At 53.3% G+C, this 22,093-nt stretch carries 19 protein-coding genes; 9 read left to right on the top strand and 10 right to left on the bottom strand.

The window, feature by feature from the left end:
• Nucleotides 1-51 precede the first annotated feature (51 nt).
• The 4 genes from TALK_RS02515 to TALK_RS02500 all read left to right on the top strand — a co-directional run bounded on the left by TALK_RS02515 (nucleotide 52) and on the right by TALK_RS02500 (nucleotide 5,014).
• Complete coding sequence (locus TALK_RS02515) at nucleotides 52-1,017, top strand: TAXI family TRAP transporter solute-binding subunit (protein WP_085615475.1); 966 nt, start codon at nucleotides 52-54, stop codon at nucleotides 1,015-1,017.
• Nucleotides 1,014-1,523, top strand: a complete 510-nt coding sequence (locus tag TALK_RS02510; RefSeq protein ID WP_085615473.1) for a DUF1850 domain-containing protein — start codon at nucleotides 1,014-1,016, stop codon at nucleotides 1,521-1,523. Before TALK_RS02515 ends, TALK_RS02510 begins: the two co-directional genes overlap by 4 nt.
• 5 nt (nucleotides 1,524-1,528) lie before the next feature.
• Nucleotides 1,529-3,541 (top strand): TRAP transporter permease, encoded by a 2,013-nt coding sequence (locus TALK_RS02505; protein ID WP_085615471.1) that lies wholly within the window; start codon nucleotides 1,529-1,531, stop codon nucleotides 3,539-3,541.
• 177 nt (nucleotides 3,542-3,718) lie between these two features.
• Nucleotides 3,719-5,014, top strand: coding sequence for an MFS transporter (locus tag TALK_RS02500; RefSeq protein ID WP_085615469.1), 1,296 nt, complete (start codon nucleotides 3,719-3,721; stop codon nucleotides 5,012-5,014).
• A 164-nt stretch (nucleotides 5,015-5,178) separates the two neighbouring features.
• Here TALK_RS02500 and TALK_RS02495 read toward each other — a convergent pair whose 3' ends face one another.
• Nucleotides 5,179-5,361 carry a hypothetical protein gene (locus TALK_RS02495; RefSeq protein WP_085615467.1) on the bottom strand — a complete coding sequence of 61 codons (183 nt, stop codon included), beginning with the start codon at nucleotides 5,359-5,361 and terminating at the stop codon, nucleotides 5,179-5,181.
• 141 nt (nucleotides 5,362-5,502) lie between these two features.
• On the opposite strand from TALK_RS02495, the gene TALK_RS02490 reads away from it, so the two are divergent.
• On the top strand, nucleotides 5,503-6,480 hold the full coding sequence (locus TALK_RS02490) for a LysR family transcriptional regulator (RefSeq protein ID WP_085615465.1): 978 nt from the start codon (nucleotides 5,503-5,505) through the stop codon (nucleotides 6,478-6,480).
• Nucleotides 6,481-6,498: 18 nt separating this feature from the next.
• Here TALK_RS02490 and TALK_RS02485 read toward each other — a convergent pair whose 3' ends face one another.
• The 4 genes from TALK_RS02485 to TALK_RS02470 form a co-directional block, all read right to left on the bottom strand.
• On the bottom strand, nucleotides 6,499-7,023 hold the full coding sequence (locus tag TALK_RS02485; RefSeq protein WP_085615463.1) for a GNAT family N-acetyltransferase: 525 nt from the start codon (nucleotides 7,021-7,023) through the stop codon (nucleotides 6,499-6,501).
• A gap of 38 nt (nucleotides 7,024-7,061) precedes the next feature.
• Nucleotides 7,062-7,991, bottom strand: a complete 930-nt coding sequence (gene fmt / locus TALK_RS02480) for a methionyl-tRNA formyltransferase (protein WP_085615461.1) — start codon at nucleotides 7,989-7,991, stop codon at nucleotides 7,062-7,064.
• Nucleotides 7,992-8,176: 185 nt separating this feature from the next.
• Nucleotides 8,177-8,695, bottom strand: coding sequence for a peptide deformylase (gene def, locus TALK_RS02475; RefSeq protein WP_085615459.1), 519 nt, complete (start codon nucleotides 8,693-8,695; stop codon nucleotides 8,177-8,179).
• A 114-nt stretch (nucleotides 8,696-8,809) separates the two neighbouring features.
• Nucleotides 8,810-10,351, bottom strand: coding sequence for a DNA recombination protein RmuC (locus TALK_RS02470; RefSeq protein ID WP_085615457.1), 1,542 nt, complete (start codon nucleotides 10,349-10,351; stop codon nucleotides 8,810-8,812).
• 528 nt (nucleotides 10,352-10,879) lie between these two features.
• Between TALK_RS02470 and acs the strand changes: the two genes are divergently transcribed.
• The 4 genes from acs to TALK_RS02450 all read left to right on the top strand — a co-directional run bounded on the left by acs (nucleotide 10,880) and on the right by TALK_RS02450 (nucleotide 16,756).
• Nucleotides 10,880-12,823, top strand: a complete 1,944-nt coding sequence (gene acs, locus TALK_RS02465) for an acetate--CoA ligase (RefSeq protein WP_085615455.1) — start codon at nucleotides 10,880-10,882, stop codon at nucleotides 12,821-12,823.
• 360 nt (nucleotides 12,824-13,183) lie between these two features.
• Nucleotides 13,184-14,674: a SulP family inorganic anion transporter gene (locus TALK_RS02460; protein ID WP_085615453.1), complete on the top strand. Its 1,491-nt coding sequence runs from the start codon at nucleotides 13,184-13,186 to the stop codon at nucleotides 14,672-14,674.
• Nucleotides 14,675-14,691: 17 nt separating this feature from the next.
• Entirely contained in the window at nucleotides 14,692-15,546 is an 855-nt protein-coding gene (locus TALK_RS02455) for a universal stress protein (protein ID WP_085615451.1), read from the top strand.
• A gap of 154 nt (nucleotides 15,547-15,700) precedes the next feature.
• A complete protein-coding gene (locus TALK_RS02450; RefSeq protein WP_085615449.1) occupies nucleotides 15,701-16,756 on the top strand; it encodes an alpha/beta hydrolase family protein in 1,056 nt (351 codons plus the stop codon).
• On the opposite strand, the gene TALK_RS02445 is transcribed toward TALK_RS02450, so the two are convergent.
• From TALK_RS02445 to TALK_RS02425, 5 genes are all read right to left on the bottom strand, one after another.
• A complete protein-coding gene (locus TALK_RS02445) occupies nucleotides 16,716-17,855 on the bottom strand; it encodes a helix-turn-helix domain-containing protein (RefSeq protein ID WP_211274754.1) in 1,140 nt (379 codons plus the stop codon). The two genes, TALK_RS02450 and TALK_RS02445, sit on opposite strands and share 41 nt — an antisense overlap.
• A gap of 112 nt (nucleotides 17,856-17,967) precedes the next feature.
• Nucleotides 17,968-18,564, bottom strand: a complete 597-nt coding sequence (locus TALK_RS02440) for a hypothetical protein (protein ID WP_085615445.1) — start codon at nucleotides 18,562-18,564, stop codon at nucleotides 17,968-17,970.
• 116 nt (nucleotides 18,565-18,680) lie between these two features.
• Nucleotides 18,681-19,634 carry an Hsp33 family molecular chaperone HslO gene (gene hslO, locus TALK_RS02435; protein WP_085615443.1) on the bottom strand — a complete coding sequence of 318 codons (954 nt, stop codon included), beginning with the start codon at nucleotides 19,632-19,634 and terminating at the stop codon, nucleotides 18,681-18,683.
• Between the two features lie 158 nt (nucleotides 19,635-19,792).
• Entirely contained in the window at nucleotides 19,793-20,710 is a 918-nt protein-coding gene (gene argF / locus TALK_RS02430) for an ornithine carbamoyltransferase (protein WP_085615441.1), read from the bottom strand.
• Between the two features lie 11 nt (nucleotides 20,711-20,721).
• The gene (locus TALK_RS02425; RefSeq protein ID WP_085615439.1) at nucleotides 20,722-21,879 is read right to left on the bottom strand and encodes an aspartate aminotransferase family protein; all 1,158 of its coding nucleotides are present in this window, start codon (nucleotides 21,877-21,879) and stop codon (nucleotides 20,722-20,724) included.
• Nucleotides 21,880-22,093: the final 214 nt, after the last annotated feature.

Genomic DNA, 22,093 nt, shown 5'->3' with positions numbered 1-22,093 from the left:
CGTTTCTGATGTTATCAATGCAGTAATCATAGATCCTAGGGAGGACTAAATATGAAATTGCGGAACCTGCTTTCTGCAGCCGCCGCGCTGATGATGGTCAGCGCACCGGCATTTGCCCAGACCCAGCTTTCAATTGCGACCGGCGGTACCGGCGGCGTTTATTACCCCTATGGCGGCGGTCTTGCTGAACTGATCAGCAAATATATTGACGGGGCGACCGCGGTTGCCGAAGTCACCGGCGCATCTGTTGAAAACATGGGCCTGATTTCCCGTGGTGACAGTGACATTGCAATCGGTCTGGCTGACACTGTTTATGCCGGCTTCACCGGCACAGGCAAATTTGAAGGCCGCAAACTTGATAATGTTCGCGCCTTGGCATCGATCTATCCGAATGCCGTTCAGATCGTGACGATGGCAGACAGCGGCATCAACAGCCTTGCTGACCTTAAAGGCAAACGCATTTCTGTTGGCGCACCGGGTTCAGGCACCGAAGTTTCAGCCAAAACCCTGCTCGAAGCCAATGGCATCTCCTATGATGACATCGAAGAACAACGCCTGAACTTCAACGAAACGGCTGATGCCCTTCGTGATGGTGACATCGATGCCGGTTTCTGGAGCGTCGGCCCCCCGACCAGCTCGATCCTCAACCTCGCAACCACCCGCGAGATCAAGCTGATCGGCTTGACCGACGAGGAAATCGTTGCTGCCCTTGATGCAGAACCGACCTTCGCACCCTATGCCCTGCGCAAAGGCCTCTATGATGGCGTGACTGCACCGGTAAACACCGTTTCGACCCCGAACGTTCTGTTCGTGAACGCAGAAATGGACGAAGAGCTCGCCTATCAGATCACCAAAACCCTGTTTGACAAGGTTGATGAACTGATCGCGATCCATCCGGCAGCCAACGACACCACCGTTAACTTTGCTCTGAACTCGACCCCGATTCCGATGCATCCGGGTGCGCTTCGTTACTACGAAGAAACCGGTTCACCGATTCCGCCTAAGCTTTATCCATGATCTTGCTAAATTGGGGGCGGCCAGCATTGGCCGCCCTTGCCCTTCTGATATCAGCATGTGCCGGACCAACCCGGCATGCTGAAACCATGCCGGGTACGGTCACTGACCATCTTGAAGTCACTGCATCTGACGGATCGGTTCTAGCCAGAACACGCATTCCACGCCAATCTGGCTGGTGCCTTTACTGGAACCATTCGGTCACTGGTGATGGGGTTATCGATTGTTATATCGATGATCTTGGCAAGATGGTTCTGCATCGTACATACCAACCCGATTTTGCTGCAGGTCTTGGCCATTATCCGGGTCGTGGAATCCTGACCAGCGCCGAAGGCGGCGGATACTGGATCGAGGATATCGACGAACCTGTGCCGGGCAATGCCTATGCCCTGCGCGTCGGAAGTCTTGCTGTTGACCATCGTATCGTCACGACTGATGGTGACGAAATCTATCTTTCAAAGATGGCTGAACACACCCGTGTCACCATCCGCCTTGATACCGGGGAATAAGTTTTATGTCTGAACCGGCACCGTTTCCGTCCTTAAGGGACAAACTGCCACAGCCAAAACTGGTTGTGGTGGCAATTTCTGTTGTTGCCGTTGCACTTTCCTTGTTCCAAATGTACGGCGCGGGTATCGAACCGCTTGGCCTGTTCTATCAGCGCAGCATCCATCTTGCCTTTATCATGTTTATGACCTTCTTGATGTTTCCTGTCTTTGGCAGCAACAAGAAGCGCGGCGCGATGGGCTGGATCATTGATATCGCTTTTCTCGCCGGTGCCTTTACCACAGGTTTCTATCTGTCATTTTATCTCGATGAAATTTTCAACCGCGCCGGTTTCTGGAGCGACACCGACCTGATCATCGGTGTAATTGCAACCGTTACCGTGCTTGAAGCAAGCCGCCGTGCCGTTGGCCTTGGCATGACGGTCATCGGGATTGTCGCGATTATTTATGCCCTGTCAGGACCAAGGGGCGCCTTGCCCTGGATCGGGGAATGGCTACCCGGTATTTTGGCGCACAGGGGGGCCGATGTCGACCGTCTGGTTGGTCAGCTTTACCTTGGCCAGGAAGGCATCTATGGCCTGCCGATGGGGGTTGCTGCGACCTATATCTTCATGTTCGTACTGTTTGGTGCGTTTCTTGAAGTCACCGGTGCGGGCAAATTCTTTATCGATATGGCCTATGCCGCGACGGGTAAAAAACCCGGCGGCCCTGCAAAGGCTGCTGTTCTGGCATCGGCAGGTATGGGATCGATCAGCGGATCGGCCATTGCCAATGTCGTGACCACGGGTGCCTTTACCATCCCTTTGATGAAACGCCTTGGATACCGCCCGGCACAGGCTGGCGGCATTGAAGCCGCGGCATCAACCGGCGGGCAGATCACCCCGCCACTGATGGGCGCCGGTGCCTTCCTGATTTCCGAATATACCCAGGTGCCTTATCTCGACATCGTCATGGTGTCGATCTTCCCGGCGATCCTGTATCTCGGCACGGTGTATCTGTTTGTCCATATCGTTGCCCTTAAAAACGGTATGCGCGGCATGCCCGTCGAAGAACTTCCCGATTGGAAACAGGTTCTCAAAGAAGGCTGGCAATTCATCTTGCCGCTTGGGGTTCTGATTTACCTTCTGGTGCTCAACATTTCGCCAATGCGTGTCGGGTTCTGGGCGATCATTTCTGTGATGGCCGTTGCCGCCCTGCGCTATACGATCTGGTTCTTCTTTGTCGCCCCCCAGAACGGTGAAAAGCCAAGTCACGACCGGCTCAAAGCAGCTCTGGCCAATGGTATGAGGATTACAATCGCCGCCCTTGAACTCGGGGCAAAAAACGCGGTTGCCGTCAGCATGGCCTGTGCGGTTGCCGGGATTATCGTTGGCGTTGTTGGCCTGACCGGTCTTGGGCTTAAATTCTCGTCGATGATGATCGCGTTTTCAGGTGGCCACATTGTTCTGGCACTGATTCTTGTTCTGATCGCCAGCCTGATCCTTGGTATGGGGCTTCCGGTAACGGCATCCTATATCGTTCTGATCGTTCTGGTCGGTCCGGCATTGTCGAACGAATTTGGCATTCCGCTTTTGATCGCCCATCTGGTGGTGTTCTGGTATTCGCAGGATAGTAACGTCACGCCGCCGATTGCATTGGCGGGGTTTGCCGGGGCCGCGATTGCCGGGGCCAGTCCCATGGAAACAAGTTTTCAGGCCTGGAAATTTGCCAAGGGCCTGTATCTGATCCCGGCATTCATGGTCTTCAATCCGGAAATCATTTTGGGTGGCCCCTTGCCGCTCGTGTTGTGGACCGGCTTTACCGCCATCTTGTGTCTGGCGGCCTTTGCTGCCGCGCTTGAAGGCTTCATGTTTGCCAAACTGGACCTGATTTCGCGAATTCTGATTGTTCCGGCCACCATCGGGATCTTCTATCCTGATCTTAAGGCTGAAATCGTCGGGACCATCGTCATTCTGGCCGTGCTTGGCTTTAACTGGTGGAAAAGCCGCACGACAAACGGACCAACCGCACAAGCGGCATAATCCTGATCAAATCAAACTCAATCCAAACACTAAAAAAAACACCTGCAAGACACTCTTTCTTGCAGGTGTTTTTTCGTATTATGTCTGCACATAATGCCTATGCGTGCGGGCAGTAGACGGCATGGAGTTGAATCGATACAATTGGCAAAATATTCCTCATACCATTGATTGAACCCTATGCAATTCCTCACTCTTTTGCGTCAGGCACCGCGCCCGCTTGCCTTTGGCGCGCTTCACAGCTTCGGATCGTCCTTTGGTCAAACGTTTCTAATTGCGCTGTTTGTGCCCTTTATTGGCGCTAATTTGGCAATAAATGAGACCGAATTTGCCAATATTTATGCCGGAATAACCATAGGTAGCGCGCTGTGCCTGCCGTTTATCGGGCGATTGATCGACCGGATTGATATGCTGCGATACAGCCTTGCCACCATGGCGTTGCTGACGATTGGCTGCTTTATCATGGCCTCCGCACAATCGATCTGGATGCTGATTGGCGCTCTGTTCATCCTGCGTTTGGCGGGACAGGGGCTTATGACCCATGTCAGCATGACCGGTATTGCGCGTTATTTTAATCGCAACCGCGGTCGGGCACTGGCAATCGCCAGTTTCGGATTTCCCGTTGCCGAAGCCATCATGCCGGTTACCCTTTTGGCACTGATTGCGACATTTGGCTGGCGCAATACCTATGCCGGGGCCGGAGTCTTTATTGTTTTCATTCTGATGCCGCTGGCGATCCTGCTTATTCGCAGGAATATGGAATTCCGCGCCGCACCGGGCCGCCCAAAACAAGATAACCCCATACCGACAACCGGTACAAAAAGCGCAACAGCCGAAGCAACCACCCCCCAGAACGAGGCGCAAGACAGCCGCCACCCACACCTGTTTCGGTCACGCTATATCTGGTTCTGCACCCCGATGCTGGCCGCACCGCCATTGGTGATGACCGCATTGTTCTTTCATCAGGGAACCATTTCCACGGCCAAGGGAATTGACCTGACATGGTTTGCCGCCGGGTTCACGGTTTTTGCCATCACATCGGTTATCGGCGCCTTTGGCAGTGGTCCGTTAATTGACAGTCATAGTGCGCGCCGACTGTTTCCCTATCACCTGATCCCGGCAATTGCTGCGGTGGCATGCCTGGCATTTGCAGAAAGCCCGGTCATGATCCCGATCTATATGGGATTGCTGGGGGTGACCACCGGTTTTGCCACGACTTTGCGGACCGCGATCATTGCGGAATTGGTACCCCTTGATGAAATCGGTTCGGCACGAAGCACGTTAACCGCCGTGATGGTTCTGGCATCGGCCATCGGACCGGCAATCTTTGGCTGGATGTTTGCCGCCAACATCGCCATCGGCGCGACCCTTTGGATCACCATTCTGGCGATGGTGATTATATCTGTTCTGTCCTGGATGTCAGAACGGCCGGGCTTTTACATCCCGCCCGGTGTCACTCGCCAGGCCAGCGACTAGGATTTGCCGGATCGGACAAAAAAATGGCCCGGAGCTCAAAAGAGCCCGGGCCAGTCGGGAAAACAGCGTCGTCTAGGGAGGAAGACGCTAGAAAAAAACTTGGCAGATCACGGGAGCGCCGTTTGGGGAGGAAAGATCAAACGTCGCTCAACCGCAGGACCCGATCAGGCAGCACCACCAACGGTGCCAGCCGGATGCTTGATATCAGCAGATTTGTCAGAGCCTTTGAACAGGCTACGGAACATGCTGCCGATGTATTCAGCACGAAGCTGTTGGCCTTTGCGCACGCCAGCTTCAATCTCGCTGGTTTTGATATTCAGCTCGGTGATGTCAGCATAAACGGTCATGGCAGACCTCCTTCAGATTTGGTTCGGTGCGACAACATGTCGCGTTTGATGAACCCAATCTAATTTGCTTTACGGATGAAGAGAATTACCTCAATATGCACATTACTTGTGAATTACAGTCATAAATAGGACATATCGCCGATGGATCGCGCCGCAGAAATGGAAATCTTTGTCCATGCCGTTGAAGAGGGCAGCTTTTCGGCTGCTGCACGGACCATGCGTCTGTCACCTTCGGCCGTGTCAAAATACATTTCACGGTTAGAAGATCGGCTTGGCGCCCGTCTTTTGATGCGCACCACCCGCCAGCTTAGCCTGACCGAAGAAGGTCGCGCCTTTTACGAGCGGGCGCGAACGATCCTGGCCGAAATCGAAGAAGCCGAAGAAGTCGTCACCCAGCTTTATGCCGCCCCGCGCGGCACACTTCGCATCAATGCATCGGTCGCCTTTACCAAATACCAAGTCGTGCCCCTGATCCCGGAATTTCTGGCGCGCTATCCCGATGTGCGCATTGAACTGACACTGGATGATAAATTCACCGATCTGGTCAACGATGGCTATGATCTGGCAATTCGCCTGTCAGCCCTTGAAGATTCGTCCCTGATCGCGCGCAAATATGCGGTCAACCGCCGCGTCATCGTCGCATCGCCGGAATATCTGGAAAAGAACGGCATCCCGCGCAGACCACAGGACTTGGACAATCACGACTGTCTGCACCTGTCGTCACGCGAAAGCTTTAACGACTGGCATTTCGACACCCCCGAAGGCCATGTATCCTTCCGTGCACAGGGAAGTTTTTCCGCCAATGATGGCGATGCCCTGCACGAAGCCGTCGTTGCCGGGCTTGGCATGGCACGATTGGCGGAATATCTGGTTCATGAAGATATCCGGGCCGGTCGCCTGACCCCGCTTTTGACCGAATATGTCCACGATCTGGCATGGATTTCCGCCGTTTATCCGCATAAACGCCATCTATCGCCCAAAGTCCGGGCCTTTGTTGATTTTCTGGCCGAAAAATTCACCCCGGTCCCGCCATGGGAACTGGGCCTGCGCGATGCCCGTTCCGTACGCAAACCCACAGACAAGACATCAGATGCCAAACCCGCAACAACATCAGCCTAAAACTGATTAATCATACAATTACGATTGGCGGATGCGGGCACGAATATCAGCCGGGTTTGCGGCAAACCGGTATTCCGACGAGACGCTGAGATCATCAAGATCACGGGTTTCGCCGGTGCGGGTAAATCCGCATTTCTCGTAAAATCGGTGCCCGGCTTCAAACCGGATATCGGTCCAAAGCACAATGTCGGTGCAATCGACATGTGTTTGCCCCAACCAGTTCAGGGCCGTGGTCAACATGCGTTGGGCAATACCCTGTCCCCGGGTTGCACGATCCAGATAGACCTTGTGCAATTCGGCTTTGCCAATGGCGGGTGAATAGGTGACACCAAGGCAACCCAGTATCCGGCTTTGCGCATCCTCGACAACCCAGATATGGCCGTGATCCGCCGCAAAGCTGCTGGCGATGGCATCCCGTTCGGGAAATTCACCATGCCGGTCAAATACACACCCCGGATAGTCGGAAAACACCGCCTTGATCAAGTTCCCGATTGCATCGCCATCATGATCGGTGGCCGGGCGGATTGTCAGTGCAGAAACCATTTTTCGGACCGTTCAATAACAGGGTTTATTATGATCGGTTACTGATCCAGAACGACGCCGCACACCAGTTTGTGATAGCCGCGCAGCACTTCCTTGGTATCCATCACCGATTTTCCCGGTCGTTGAATACGTGTCGGGCGCAAGGCCCCCTTGCCACACGCAATCGTCAGATCATCGTCAAGAATGGTGCCAACTGAGCCGGATTGATCAATCACATCAGCGGCCTGAACCTTGATACGTTCTTTGCCAAATTCGAAATAGGCACCGGGCCAAGGCGTAAAGGCACGAATTTTACGTTCGAGTGCCACCGCATCATCGGCAAAATCAAGCTTGGCCTCGGCGCGTTCAAGTTTGGCGGCATAAGTAACCCCGTCTTCGGGTTGTTTGACCGCCACCAATTGACCGACAGGCAATTTTTCAAGTGCCTCAACGATCATATCACCACCACGATCGGCCAGATCATCATGCAGGGCATTGGCATAGGTTTCCGACGTGATCGGAATATCGCGGATCAGCAACATATCGCCGGTATCAAGCCCGACATCCATCTGCATGATGGTGACACCCGTGCGGGTATCCCCGGCCAAAATTGCCCGCTGGATCGGGGCGGCCCCGCGCCAGCGCGGCAAAAGCGAGGCATGGATATTTAAACAGCCGTATTTCGGCGCATCCAAAATAGCCTTGGGCAGGATCAGGCCATAGGCCGCAACCACCGCGACATCCAGATCAAGATCGGCAAATGTCTGCTTTTCCGTATCAGATTTCAGCGAAACCGGCGTTCTAACCTCGATCCCCTGTTCGGCGGCCCAGCCATGAACCGGACTTGGCGTTTCCTTTTGCCCGCGACCCGCCGGGCGGGGTGGCTGCGAATAAACACAAACCACGTCATGACCGGCACCGACCAATTGCTTAAGCGCCACAAGGGCAAAATCCGGGGTTCCCATAAAGGCAATGCGCAGTTTGGTCATCGGTTGCGTCCAATCATCATCAATTTAGGGGTCTGGCGGCAATTTGGCGTTATCTGTGCCAAATGACAAGCCAAGCCTGCACAGCCCTGACAATCAAACGACACCATGACATGCAGACAACATAAAAGGGCCGGAAAATCCGGCCCCTGAATACGATGCTGCGGTAATGCTGAATGCGTTGCCGATCAGGCAGACTTTTTCGTCTTTTGCAGCTTTTGCACCTTTTTCAGGATCATGTTGCGCTTAAGCGCGCTGAGATAATCCGTGAACAAAATGCCATCAAGGTGGTCCAGTTCGTGCTGGATACAGGTCGCCAACAGGCCATCGGCTTCGATTTCCTGTTCCTTGCCGTTTTCGTCGAGATACCGCATGCCAACTTCGCACGGGCGTTCGACATCGGCATATTGATCGGGAATCGACAGGCAGCCTTCCTGATAGACCTCTGTATCCTCGGACTCCCAGATGATTTCCGGGTTCACAAGTTTCAGGGGCTGGCGTTTTTCCGCCTCGTCAGACACATCCATGACCACAACGCGCTTCATCACGCCGATCTGCGGTGCGGCCAAACCAATCCCCGGTGCTGCATACATGGTTTCAAGCATGTCGTTGAGCAACTCACGGATTTCGTCATTCACCTCGGCCACCTCTTCGCATTCCTGCTTAAGGCGGGGATCGGGAACAATGAGAATTTCGCGCAGGGCCATGTGTCTTTTGTCCGATTTAAAACGAGAGCATATGTTTAATGATAGCAAATTTCGGGCTTCGAAATAAGGTGTCCCTGCATCCGAGTCAAGTAAACCACCCTTATAATGAATAGATCAGGCGTTATCCGGGTTGATATTTTGACCTTCTATGACATCCGATCCTTCTTCCACGTTCGGTCCCGCCAACAGTTCCGTTTTGGTCAATTCACGAACATGAGTTTCCGAATGAGCCGGCTCCTCGATCACGCGATCATCGGCAACGATATGCTTTTCCTTAAGCTTGCGCGCAGAAACAAGCACCGATCCTTCTAGCGAGCCCAGCGTCTTATTATAATGTTTAACCGTGCTTTCAAGCGACCGGCCCATTGATGAGAAATGCTTGGCAAGGGCGCCCAGACGATCATACAGGGTCAAACCGATTTCACTGATATCGCGCGCGTTTTCAGCCAAGGCTTCTTGTCGCCAGCCATAGGAAACGGCTTTCAGCAATCCCAAAAGGGTCGTTGGCGTTGCCAGAATGACGCCATCGCGGAAACTGTCCTCGATCAAACGCGGATCGCGTTCAAGGGCGGCTGAGAAGAAGCTTTCACCGGGCAGGAACAGCACAACAAATTCCGGGCTATCGACCGATTTCCAATAGGATTTCTTCGACAGTTCGGAAATCACCTTGCGCACATTGGTGACATAAGTCCCCATCAGGGCTTCACGGCGTTCATCATCATATTTTTCATCAATTGCTTCGAGATAGGCAGAAGTCGGGGCCTTGGCATCCACAACAATGTTTTTACCACCCGGCAGATGGATCACCATGTCAGGTTTCTGAACACCTTCATCGGTGTTGAAATGAACCTGTTCGTCAAAGTCGCAATGTTTGAGCATCCCTGACAGTTCAACAATGCGCTTAAGCTGCAATTCGCCCCATTTACCGGAAACTGACGAACTTGATCGCAATGCCGAACTCAGCGTTTGCGTTTCCTTGGCCAATTTAGTCTGTGACAGCACCAGATTCCCAACCTGGCTTTTTAGCTCGCCGTAGGCTTCTTTACGCGAATTTTCAAGTTCATTAACCTTGGTATCAAATGCCTCTAGCCGCTCTTTGATGGGCTTTACAAGCCCATCAATTGCCTGCTGGCGTTTTTCAAGATCCCCCTGTGCGCCTTCTTGAAGGCGTGAAAAGTTTTCCCGCGCCAGCTTCATGAACTCGTCATTATTGACCTTGAGCGCATCAGACGACAATGCCTTGAAACTATCGAGAAGCTTGGTTTTGGCATCTTCAAGCATGGCGAGTTTTTCAGCCGCGGCCTCGCGTTCTTTTTCAAGCGCGGTTTCAAGTTCCGATCCCTTTTCACGCCAATGATCAAGGGCAACACGCATTTCGCGGATATCGGCTTCAAGAATGGGAACCCGATTGGCAGTGGTTTCGGCAATTGCGCGTTTTTCGGATGCCTCGGCCAATTTATCACGGGTAACGGCAAGTTCCGTGGCCAATTCACGGCGGGTGGAATCGGCCTGATCAAGCTGGGCAACCAAAACACTGGACCGCGACTCTGCCTCGGCCATCGTGGCTTCTTTGGTGCGTTTTACCATCAGCACACTGAAAACGAGTGCGACGACAAATGCCGCAATTGCGCCCGCTGCAAGAGAAATCGGATCCATATTCCCACCGTTCGATTAAAGACTGATCCCTTTGTATCTGTTTTGTTCCATCAAATCCAGAGCTCAACCACATTGTTGTCCCACATGAAAACACCATAAATCGCCAGATCGTGACTGGCGAAATTGCGATAATATGATTATGTTTCAATTACCTATTCAGGGATTGCGCTGATCTGGTCAATTAATCAGGCTGCCGGGTGGCTTTGGTTTTACCAAACAACCGGCTTGATCATCGGGCAGGGAAAACAAGGTGCGTCCGTGATTAACCCGCGCCCTTTTGCCCCCCGCCTTAAGTTGTATTCCCTGAAATCCAACAGCGCACTAGCATAGGGACAAGCGACAGGAACCGATTTCCAGATGCCATCTGGTCGATCAAACATCGTCCGTTTGTGCATTTCGCAATCATATTGCGGCCGTGAGAATCGGCACCTGACACGCACAAGAATATCGCACCGGTCCAAAGACCTTTTAGCGGGCAAATGGCCGGTGCGAACGTACAGACCACAGGAAACGAACAAGAGGCCAAATATGTCTGCGAACGTTTATCCCGTCTCCGACGACATCGCAAAAGGCGCGCTGATCGACAAGGCAAAATACGACGCCATGTACAAGCAGTCCGTCGAAGACCCGGAAGGTTTCTGGGGCGAACACGGCAAACGCATTGACTGGATCAAACCGTTTACCAAGGTCAAAAATGTCAGCTTTGATACCAAGGATGTTTATATCAAATGGTATGAAGACGGTACGCTGAACGTTGCGGCCAATTGCCTGGACCGTCATCTGGCGACGCGCGGCGATCAGACTGCGATCATTTTCGAAGGCGATGATCCGTCGGTTTCCGAAAACATCACTTATAAAGATCTGCACGAACGTGTTTGTCGTTTTGCCAATGCGCTAAAATCAATGGGCGTTGGCAAGGGTGATCGCGTTGTCATCTATATGCCGATGATCCCGGCAGCAGCCGTTTCGATGCTGGCCTGTGCACGTATCGGTGCGATCCATTCCATCGTGTTTGGCGGTTTCTCGCCCGAGGCGCTTGCCGGCCGGGTTGAAGATTGCGGCGCCAAGGTTGTTATTACTTCGGACGAAGGTTTGCGCGGGGGCCGTGGTGTTCCGTTAAAACGCAATGCCGACGAAGCCCTGTCCCATCCCGGTGTTAAATCCGTCGAGAAGCTGGTGGTCGTCAAGCATACCGGCAAGGACATTGCCTGGAACGATGCGCGCGATGTCTGGTACCATGAAGTTTGTGATGCGGCGTCACCCGATTGCCCGCCGACCGAGGTCAATGCCGAAGATCCGCTTTTCGTACTTTATACATCGGGTTCGACCGGAAAACCGAAGGGCGTTTTGCATACGTCTGGCGGCTATCTTGTTTATGCGTCGATGACCCATAAATACGTCTTTGATTATCATGATGGCGATGTTTACTGGTGTACAGCCGATGTTGGCTGGGTCACCGGGCACAGCTATATCGTGTATGGCCCGCTTGCCAATGGTGCGACGACCCTGATGTTCGAAGGGGTGCCAAGCTATCCGGATGCATCGCGTTTCTGGCAGGTTTGCGACAAACACAAGGTCAATATCTTCTATACCGCACCGACCGCGATCCGCGCTTTAATGCGCGAAGGCGAGCAGTGGGTGAACAAGGCCGATCTTTCGTCCTTGCGTATCCTTGGTTCGGTTGGTGAACCGATCAACCCGGAAGCCTGGGAATGGTATCACGAGCATGTCGGCAAACGAAAATGTCCGATTGTTGATACCTGGTGGCAAACCGAAACCGGCGGCATCCTGCTGACACCGCTGCCCGGTGCGACCGCTCTGAAACCGGGCTCGGCCACCCTGCCATTCTTTGGCATTGTACCGGCCTTGTTCGATAACGAGGGCAAGGAACTGACCGGCGCCACCGATGGCAACCTTGTGATCAAGGATAGCTGGCCGGGCCAAATGCGCACGGTTTACGGCGATCATGAACGCTTTATCCAGACCTATTTCAGCACCTTCCCCAATGTCTATACCACCGGCGACGGCGCACGCCGCGACGAGGATGGATATTACTGGATCACCGGCCGCGTTGATGATGTGATCAACGTATCGGGGCACCGCATGGGAACGGCCGAGGTCGAAAGCGCATTGGTTGCCCATCCCAAAGTGGCCGAGGCCGCCGTGGTTGGCGTTCCCCACGACATCAAGGGTCAGGGCATCTATGCCTATGTCACCCTTAATGCTGACGAGGAACCAACCGAAGAACTGCGCCTTGAACTGGTCAAATGGGTCCGTAAGGAAATCGGCCCGATTGCCAGCCCGGATTACCTGCAATGGTCGCCGAGCCTTCCGAAAACCCGTTCGGGCAAAATCATGCGCCGTATCCTGCGCAAGATCGCGGCCAACGAATTCGATCAACTTGGCGATACATCAACCCTTGCCGATCCGGCTGTGGTTGATGACCTGATCGACAACCGTCAGAACCGGTAATAACATCTCAGAATTACCCATTACTAGGAAGAACCCCGTTGTTATCGCAACGGGGTTCTTTCCGTTGGATCACAAGACTTTTCCAAGTGCGCTCGAATATTGCCAGTTGTGCAAATTATAGAATTCCTATAGACAATCAGCGCTGCGATGCGGCAAATAACAATTTATCCTTTGACGGACATGTGGCCGATGTAAGAACTGTTTCGATAATTCCTGCTTACGACCGGACTGTATTTGCAGCGCCGAAGATGACGTATTGCAGTGACGAAACAGCCTTCCGCCCCGCTTTTTATTCCTTGATTACATAAACAGAAATCCGTCAGTCTGATTACTGACGGACTGTGATACTGGAGAGAGTCTGTGAATACCAATTTCCTTCCGCAATTGCGGACCGAGTGGTTTGGCAATATTCGAGGTGATGTGCTTTCCGGCCTCGTCGTGGCACTTGCACTCATCCCAGAGGCAATTGCTTTTTCCATTATTGCCGGTGTCGACCCGAAGGTCGGGCTTTATGCATCCTTCTCGATTGCGGTGATCACGGCGATCTTTGGCGGACGACCGGGCATGATTTCGGCAGCAACGGCGGCAACGGCGGTTCTGATGGGATCGTTGGTGCGTGAACATGGCCTTGATTATCTGCTGGCCGCGACCATTCTTGCCGGTGTCATTCAGATGATCGCCGGGGCGCTTCGTCTGGGCAGCCTGATGCGGTTTGTGTCAAAATCGGTCATGACCGGTTTTGTCAACGCGCTGGCCATCCTGATCTTTATGGCGCAGCTTCCTGAACTGACCAATGTCAGCATGATGACCTATGTGATGGTTGCTGGTGGTCTTGGCATCATTTACCTGTTTCCGCGTATTACAAAAGTCGTCCCCTCGCCGCTGGTTTGTATTGTTGTGCTGACGGGACTGTCGCTGTTTATCAATGCCGATCTGCGCACGGTTGGCGATATGGGTGCCCTGCCCGATGCCTTCCCGGCAATCTATCTGCCGAATATACCGCTAAACCTTGATACCTTCCTGATCATCCTGCCCTATTCGGCAGCGGTGGCAGCCGTTGGCCTTTTGGAAAGTCTGATGACGGCCCAGATCGTTGATGAACTGACCGATACACCGTCAAACAGAACGCGTGAATGCTATGGTCAGGGGATCGCCAACTTCTTTACCGGTTTCATTGGTGGCATGGCCGGTTGTGCGATGATCGGCCAATCGGTGATCAACGTGAAATCGGGCGGGCGTGGCCGACTTTCGACCTTCCTTGCCGGTATTTACCTTTTGATCCTGATTGTGGTTCTGGGTGATCTGGTTGCGATCATTCCGATGGCGGCCCTTGTTGCCATCATGATCATGGTATCAATCGGGACATTTAGCTGGTCATCGATCAAGAACCTGAAAGACCATCCGCGCAGTTCTTCCATCGTCATGCTGGCAACGGTGATTACCGTCGTTGGCTCGCATAACCTTGCGATTGGGGTTTTGGTTGGCGTTTTGTTGTCAGGTATTTTCTTTGCCTGGAAAATCTCGCAGATTTTCCGCATCACCAGCACGCTTTCAAATGACAACACGCATCGCACCTATGAAGTACGCGGCCAGATTTTCTTTGCCTCAGTCGAGGATTTCACCAAGGCATTTGATTTCCGCGAAGCATTGGACAAAGTCACGATTGATGTCAGCCACGCCCATATCTGGGACATATCAAGTGTTGCGGCACTTGACATGGTCGTGCTGAAATTCCGCCGTGAAGGAGCCGAGGTCGAATTGATCGGTCTCAACGAAGCCAGCGAGACAATCGTTGATAAGCTGGCCATCCATGACAAGCCCGGCGCACTTGAACGCCTGATGGGCCACTAGGGACAAGGGGACGATCAATGACACATCTGATCGCACTGATCGACGGATCGGGCTATTCGCAAAGTGTTTGCGACCTGACACGCTGGGCGGCGGAACGCACCGCTGCGTCGGTTGAGCTGATGCATATTCTGGGCCGTCGGAGTGCTGGTTCTGAACCGGCCGATCTAAGTGGCAATCTGAAACTTGGCGCGCGAACCGCCCTGCTTCAGGAATTGGCCGATCTTGATGAACAAAAGGCCAAGCTTGACCTTAAGCGCGGCCGTTTGCTGCTTGAAGAAGCCAAAGCGGCCCTTGAAGACGGTAAAATTTCGACCGTGACGACCAAATTGCGTCATGGCGATCTGATCGAAAGCATTGCCGAATTCGAAGGAACTGCGGATCTTATTTTGATCGGCAAACGTGGCGAGGCATCTGATTTTGCCAAACTGCATCTGGGATCGAACCTTGAACGGGTTGTCCGTTCGGCAACCAAACCGGTGCTTGTCGCATCACGTGCCTTCAAGCCGATCAATAAATTCCTGATCGCATTTGACGGCGGCGAAAGCGTGATGAAGGCCGTGCGCCATATCGCGTCTGGCAAGCTGTTTACCGGGCTTGCCTGTGTGCTTCTTTGCGTTGGCAAACCAAACAACGACCTTCAGGAAAAGCTTGACGATGCGGCTGCCCTTTTGCGCAAGGTCGGCTATGACGTCGATGCCAGTTTTGAAACCGGCGACCCCGAAGACGTGATCAAAAACCGTATTGAAACCGATGGTATCGATCTTCTCGTTATGGGAGCCTATGGCCATTCACGCATTCGCAATCTGATCATTGGCAGCACCACGACCGAAATGGTCCGGTCCTGCCATGTGCCGGTGATGATGTTCCGCTAAAACATCTTTCATGCCGCAATCAAATACCAAGCCCCGGTCAACTGGCCGGGGTTTTCTTTTGCCCAAAAGGTCCTTGATCGTGATTAAGGACGCCAGAAAACCTGCAACAGGCCAAGCTCATCACATGACTTCATCCTGATCAAAGGAACCGATCATGTTTCGTGTTGTGTTTGCCTTTCTGGCCCTGATGGCCACATTTGTTATTTCCCCTCCCTTAAAAGCATCGCCAAACGCCGTTGGTTTTCAGGAAATCACCATCGCAGCGGCAAACGGGAACCGCGCTTTGGCCGGTGTAATCTGGTACCCGACAGGGGATAAAACCCCGCCCGTATCCGTTGGGGAAAATCCGGTTCTTATCGGTCAGATGGTTCAACCCAATGCCCGCGCTTTAACCGGCGCATATCCATTGGTGGTCATGTCACATGGGTATGGTGGCAACTGGCGCAATCAGGGGTGGCTTGCCACCGCCTTGGCCCAATCGGGTTATGTCGTTGCCGCAATTAATCACCCCGGCACCACCAGCCGCGACGTCACCGCAAAAATCGGATCCGCCTTGTGGTTACGTCCGCGCGATATCAGCCACCTGATCACATCGCTTCTCGAAAACCCGGCATGGTCAGCACATATCGACACAACCAACATCACAGTCATCGGTCATTCACTGGGCGGTTGGACCGCACTTGAACTTGCCGGGGCGCGAATGGATATGGATCGTATAGATGCGGATTGCAAACTACACCCCGAATTCGCGGCCTGTGATGGTATCGCTGCTCTTGAAGTCGGTCACAAAACCGCAGACCGCAAAAAGCTGGCCGCAAACCTGAAAGACGAACGCATCCGTGCAGCCATCTCACTTGATATTGGGCTTGCCCGCAGTTTCACCCCCGAAAGCCTGGCCGCTATCGACATCCCCGTTCTGGTGATTGCCGCCGGTGCGCCCAATCCACAGATTCCAAAGGAACTTGAATCCGGGTATCTGATCGATCACCTTCCAACGGCATTACAACAATATTATGCCTTGCCCGGTGCAGCACATTTCAGCTTCCTACCGGAATGCAAACCAAATGCGGTGGCACTCCTTGAAGAGGACGTCCCCGGCGATGGCATTATCTGTCTGGATGGCGATACAGAAAGTGATCGATCTGCCCTGCATCAACAGACCATCACCATCATTCGCGACTTTCTGCATCAGCTAAAAACAGCTTCCTGATGGGACCAAACGGTTGACCGGGATCCCGGTCTGAGTCCTCAGCGCGATAGGCCCGTGGACTCGTACCGGTAATGCGCCCAAATTCGCGGTTAAAGTTCGATTTGGTTTGAAACCCGCAATCGAACATGATCTCGGTCACCGGTTTTTCGGTGCTGTGCAGCAGGATTTTGGCCTCGGCAATGCGATATTCATTGACGATCTGTGACACATTGCGCCCGAAACGGCGATTGATCGCCCCGGAAATCTGCCGTGCCGGGATCACCACGCGACGGGCCAATCGATCCAATGTCAGATCAGGATCGCGATATAAATGCTGCCCGGTCATCACCGCATCAATCGCGGACAGGATTGCATCATCATCCCCACCGATATCGTTATCAGGTTCAAGATCCATTTTTTGCATCGCCGCCACGGTTTCTGGCACCGTGTCACCCGATATCGCCCTGGCCGGGCTTAACCGCCCCAACCACGCCATCAGCACGGCCAGTAACAACAAGACAATTAAATTGGCATAACTGACAATCTCGGGGGCATTTGCGCCACTTGTGATACTAAAATCAAGGGCAATCAACCCGTCAACCACCGCCGATAAAATCAGCATCCCCCCAACCACTGCCACGATGCCACGTGCCGATCCGACATCCCCCAGACGCGCCTGTGCAAACCGTTCCTCGCCGCGAGAAGCCAGAAATAACAGGCCCAATCCATATCCGGCAAATTGCCCCATCAACAGGAAATCAACAACAAAAGGCCATTCTTTACAGGTTAAATACCCGATCAAAATGGCTATTACAGGAATAATATGCAGCCACCCTGATCTGGGTCGCGATGTATCCTGTGTTCCAAGTGCGGCAAAACATTTCCAGGCAATTGGTGGCAGCATCGCGGCGAATACTGGCCGCAAAACCCGAATTAAGAGCAAATCAAACTGCCAACGCAGACCGACAATGATGACAAGCGCCAGACAGGCCCCGACAAAAACCCGCATCGCCCGCCCCATCTGGCCACCCGGCCCACGCAGGATCAAGCGCGCCAAAAGGACCGCCAAGAACAGGGCAACAACGAATGGCAATGGAATTTCAATCATGTCACGCGGCAATATTCCTGCGGATATAGCGGGCTCATTATTTGTCCCGCGAATTAAACTTGCAGACAACAAAAAACCCCGATGGATGCATCGGGGTTTTTCATGAAAATTGATCCAGTGTTAGTTAACGCAACAGAAAACGTCCGAGATTGGCATTGATCTGGCGTTCAAGTTCGCGATCAAGATCCATCAGAAGCGTTGCCGTTTCGTCGTAAACGGCCTTTTCACGTTCTGCGACGGACATCGATTCTGACAGGGTCCTTGTGCGTACCGCCGTTGCCATTACTTCACCTTTCTGGGTGCCGTTGGCATTGAGGACTTCAAGCTTGGCGGATACCTTCATCTCGACCTTTTCGGACTGATCATCGGTAAAGACACCCTTGATACCCTTGGTGGTTTTAAGCGCGTTCGAATTGATCGAAGCCTCGGTCACGCTGTAGCGCAAAATGTCGCTGGTGCCAGCCGTCTGGACGCGATCATCGACCCAATTCATCGCCATCTTGCCAAGGCTAAAGGGCAGATAGCCTTCAAGATTGTTGTCCCCGCCCGCCGGATAGGCTGCCACTTTTTCGACCGGACCGGCTGCAAAGACAATCGGGTCAAGATGGCGCCAGGTCACATCGGGATAGGTTTGCACCGGTGCGCTGGTACATGCCGCCAGAAGGGCAACAACTGCACCCGCCAGGGCCACGCGCACTCCATGGATGGACAATGCCTTCATCAAGTCTTTCTCCTGCCGCAAATAAAAACGCCACCAAACCTTTGAATTGGCATGGTGACGTTGCTTGACGATTAAGGCAAGGCTGTGACGATTAAAAACCGACAGAACGTTGCAATCTATTCATTTTCAGCCGCTTTAAGCGCCCGCAGATCGGCCTCGTTAAAACCATATCGCGTATTGCAGAACTGACAAGACACGCCGACTTCATGGGTATCGGCTTCGCGCATGTCCAAAAGCTCTTCCAGCGGATAGGACACAAGTGCGCCTTCGATCTTTTGACGCGAACACCGGCATTTAAACTGTAACGGCGTTTGATCAAACACACGCGGTTCTTCATCATGGAACAAACGCCAAATCAGGTCATGTGCTGACAGCGAAATATCAACCAGTTCGTTTTCAGTCGCACTTGCCATCAGGATTTTTGATCGGTTCCAGTCCTCGGTAATTTTTTCGGCTTCTTCCGGGGTTGGTGCATCGCCCGATGCGCTGGCCGGAAGACGTTGCAAGAACATCCCGCCAACCCACCAGTCATCGGCCTGTTCGCCCTGATGGACTTCAAGCTTGACCGAGGCTTCGATCTGTTCGGACTGACGGAAATAGGCCTCGGCACATTGTGACAGCGTATCACCTTCAAGCGAGACAATCCCCTGATAGCGATCGTGATCGCCACCCTGATCGACGGTAAAAGCAATATGGCCATGCCCCATCAACTTATGCACCTGACCGCGCAAAGCGTCTTCACCGCCTTCTTCGCCCGCGATCATGGTTTTCAGGCGATCTTCGTCCACACGCAGACAGGCGCGAATGTTGCCGTCGCTATCGACATCGACAACCATCATACTAATCGGCCCATCCGATGACGTCTGAAGGGTAAACAGGCCTTCGTATTTCAGGGCCGATGACAGCAACACTGCCAACCCGATAATCTCGCCCAGCAAATGATTTGCCAAAGGCGGATAGCTGTGCTGACCAACGATGGTTTGCACCGTCGGGCCAAGCCGTGCGAAACGGCCGCGGATATTGGAATGATCCAACGTGAAGGGCTGACAAAAATCGACGGCGATCTGCATGTTCGGGTTCCGCGTTTTGACGTGATCCGGGCGTATAACAATAGCCAGACAACATTGTCCAGCCATGTTCAAGCCGTATCAGGACATATCAGTCCAAAGCAAAGGGGCGAACACTGCTGTCCGCCCCGAAATTCTGATGCCTTATGTAGTCCGCATCCCTAGGATGGCAAGCCATTAAAGCAGTATAGCAGAACCCCTTTCTGCGCATGCAGACGGTTTTCGGCTTCGTCAAAGACAACCGATTGCGGCCCATCAATCACCTCGTCGGTGACTTCTTCGTTACGGTGCGCCGGCAGGCAATGCATGAAAATCGCATCCGGCTTTGCCTTGGCCATGGTCGATGCATTGATCTGATAGGGGGTCAGGGCTTCCATACGGGCATCGGCGTCCTTGTCCCCCATCGACACCCAGCAATCGGTAACGATGACGTCCGCACCATCCAATGCACTGTCCATATCCGTCAGTCGAACTTTGCCACCTTCGGCATTCGCGGTTTCAATCAAGCCCTGATTGGGGCGATAGCCCACCGGACATGCCAGATCGAGCGCAAAACCAAATTTCGGCGCGGCATGGATAAAGGATGTCGAAACATTGTTGCCATCCCCGACCCAGGCGAATTTCAGCCCGTCAAGGCGGCCTTTATGTTCCTTGATCGTCATAAGATCAGCCATGATCTGGCACGGGTGACTTTGATCGGTCAGACCATTGATCACCGGAACCGTCGCATATTGTGCCAGTTCCAAAAGTTTGGATTCGTCCGTCGTACGGATCATGATCGCATCGACAAAGCGTGACAGAACACGCGCCGTATCCGCAATCGATTCGCCCCGGCCAATCTGCGAGCTTTCCGCATCAAGGGTCACCACATCACCGCCAAGCTGGCGCATGCCGACTTCGAACGAAACACGTGTGCGCGTCGATGGTTTTTCAAAAATCAGGGCAAGTGTCTTGCCCGCCAGCGGCTTGTCACCAAAGGGTGCCTTGCCGGCCTTTTCCACGGATCCAAGATCAAGAATATCGCTTAGTGTTTCCGCCGACATTTTGTCGAGATCGAGAAAGTGCCTGATATCAGTCATATTTGTATTCCTTATTGCGCCAAGGCTGCAGCGGCGGCATCGATTGCGGCCAGCGCCTCGTCGACATGGGTTTTGGTGATGTTAAGCGGCGGGATAAGACGCACCACGTTATCGCCTGCCGGAACGGTCAAAAGACCCAGTTCACGCAGTTTGGCGACAACATCAACATTAGTCGGCACAGTTTTCATGCCCAAAAGAAGGCCCATGCCACGAACTTCCACAATAAAGCCCGGATGCTTTCGGGTAATGGTCGCAAGGCCATCACGGATCAATTGGCTCATGGCGAGAACATTGTCCATGAAACCCGGTTTGAGCACTTCATCAAGCACCGCATTGGCCGCTGCCATGGCAAGCGCGTTACCGCCAAAGGTCGTGCCATGCATACCTGCCGTCAAAGCCGCCGCTGCCTTTTCATTGGCCAGCAACGCCCCGACCGGGAAACCACCGCCAAGGCCCTTGGCCGAGGAAATGATATCGGGGACCATGTCCGACCATTCATAGGCATAAAGTTTGCCGGTTCGGCCAACACCGGTCTGCACTTCGTCAAACATCACCAGCAGACCGAACTCGTCAGCCGCCTTGCGAAGACCTTCAAGATAGCCTTCGGGTGCGGCACAAATGCCACCTTCACCCTGGATAGGTTCAACCAGAATACCGGCGGTCTGCGGGGTGATCGCATCGCGCAATTCATTCAAATTGCCAAATGCCACGCGGTCAAAACCGTCGGGCATCGGCCCGAAACCTTCGCGATACTTGTCACTGTACCCGGCAGTCAAGGTGCCAAGTGTCCTGCCATGAAACGCATTGCTTGCGACCAGAATCCGATTCTTTTCCGCATGGCCACTGACATATTGGTAACGGCGCAGCATCTTGATCCCGGCTTCATTGGCCTCAGCCCCGGAATTACAGAAAAACACGGTATCGGCAAAACTATTGGCGACCAGCCGTTCGGCCAGTTTTTCCTGTCCCGGAATGCGATACAGGTTCGAGGTATGCCAGACCTTGTTGGCCTGTTCAGTGATCGCCTTGACCATATGCGGATGTGCATGGCCAAGCGTATTGACCGCTATGCCAGACCCGAAATCAAGGAATCGTCGGCCGTCCTGCGCATAGAGATAAGGTCCTTCACCTTTCTCAAAGGCCAAATTGGCCCGTGCGTAGGTCGGCATGACGGGAGTAATCACTTTTGCATTCCTCAATCAGGGGTAAAATCCAATTCCTGACCAACGGGTCAGTTCCGGCAGAATACCGGCAAGCCGCGGAGTATCAAGAGATTCCTGACCCCTGTCAACGACACAAAACCCTGTATTCGAACAGAGCAGACATGAAAAAAGGCAGCATCCCGTGCGGAATGCTGCCCCCAAACGGCATTTAATACTGAAA

The organism is Thalassospira alkalitolerans (assembly GCF_002115745.1).
GTDB lineage: Bacteria > Pseudomonadota > Alphaproteobacteria > Rhodospirillales > Thalassospiraceae > Thalassospira > Thalassospira alkalitolerans.
The sequence above is the reverse complement of the archived record's forward strand: the minus strand, read 5'-3'. Positions and strand labels throughout refer to the sequence as shown.

Coding starts and splice junctions, on each gene's coding strand:
- acs (WP_085615455.1), top strand. CDS start 10,880: ATGTCTGCGAACGTTTATCCCGTCTCCGACGACATCGCAAAAGGCGCG.
- fmt (WP_085615461.1), bottom strand. CDS start 7,991: ATGACCAAACTGCGCATTGCCTTTATGGGAACCCCGGATTTTGCCCTT.
- argF (WP_085615441.1), bottom strand. CDS start 20,710: ATGACTGATATCAGGCACTTTCTCGATCTCGACAAAATGTCGGCGGAA.
- TALK_RS02425 (WP_085615439.1), bottom strand. CDS start 21,879: ATGCCGACCTACGCACGGGCCAATTTGGCCTTTGAGAAAGGTGAAGGA.
- TALK_RS02440 (WP_085615445.1), bottom strand. CDS start 18,564: ATGAAGGCATTGTCCATCCATGGAGTGCGCGTGGCCCTGGCGGGTGCA.
- TALK_RS02515 (WP_085615475.1), top strand. CDS start 52: ATGAAATTGCGGAACCTGCTTTCTGCAGCCGCCGCGCTGATGATGGTC.
- def (WP_085615459.1), bottom strand. CDS start 8,695: ATGGCCCTGCGCGAAATTCTCATTGTTCCCGATCCCCGCCTTAAGCAG.
- TALK_RS02495 (WP_085615467.1), bottom strand. CDS start 5,361: ATGACCGTTTATGCTGACATCACCGAGCTGAATATCAAAACCAGCGAG.
- TALK_RS02510 (WP_085615473.1), top strand. CDS start 1,014: ATGATCTTGCTAAATTGGGGGCGGCCAGCATTGGCCGCCCTTGCCCTT.
- TALK_RS02490 (WP_085615465.1), top strand. CDS start 5,503: ATGGATCGCGCCGCAGAAATGGAAATCTTTGTCCATGCCGTTGAAGAG.
- TALK_RS02485 (WP_085615463.1), bottom strand. CDS start 7,023: ATGGTTTCTGCACTGACAATCCGCCCGGCCACCGATCATGATGGCGAT.
- TALK_RS02450 (WP_085615449.1), top strand. CDS start 15,701: ATGTTTCGTGTTGTGTTTGCCTTTCTGGCCCTGATGGCCACATTTGTT.
- TALK_RS02470 (WP_085615457.1), bottom strand. CDS start 10,351: ATGGATCCGATTTCTCTTGCAGCGGGCGCAATTGCGGCATTTGTCGTC.
- TALK_RS02505 (WP_085615471.1), top strand. CDS start 1,529: ATGTCTGAACCGGCACCGTTTCCGTCCTTAAGGGACAAACTGCCACAG.
- TALK_RS02500 (WP_085615469.1), top strand. CDS start 3,719: ATGCAATTCCTCACTCTTTTGCGTCAGGCACCGCGCCCGCTTGCCTTT.
- TALK_RS02455 (WP_085615451.1), top strand. CDS start 14,692: ATGACACATCTGATCGCACTGATCGACGGATCGGGCTATTCGCAAAGT.
- hslO (WP_085615443.1), bottom strand. CDS start 19,634: ATGCAGATCGCCGTCGATTTTTGTCAGCCCTTCACGTTGGATCATTCC.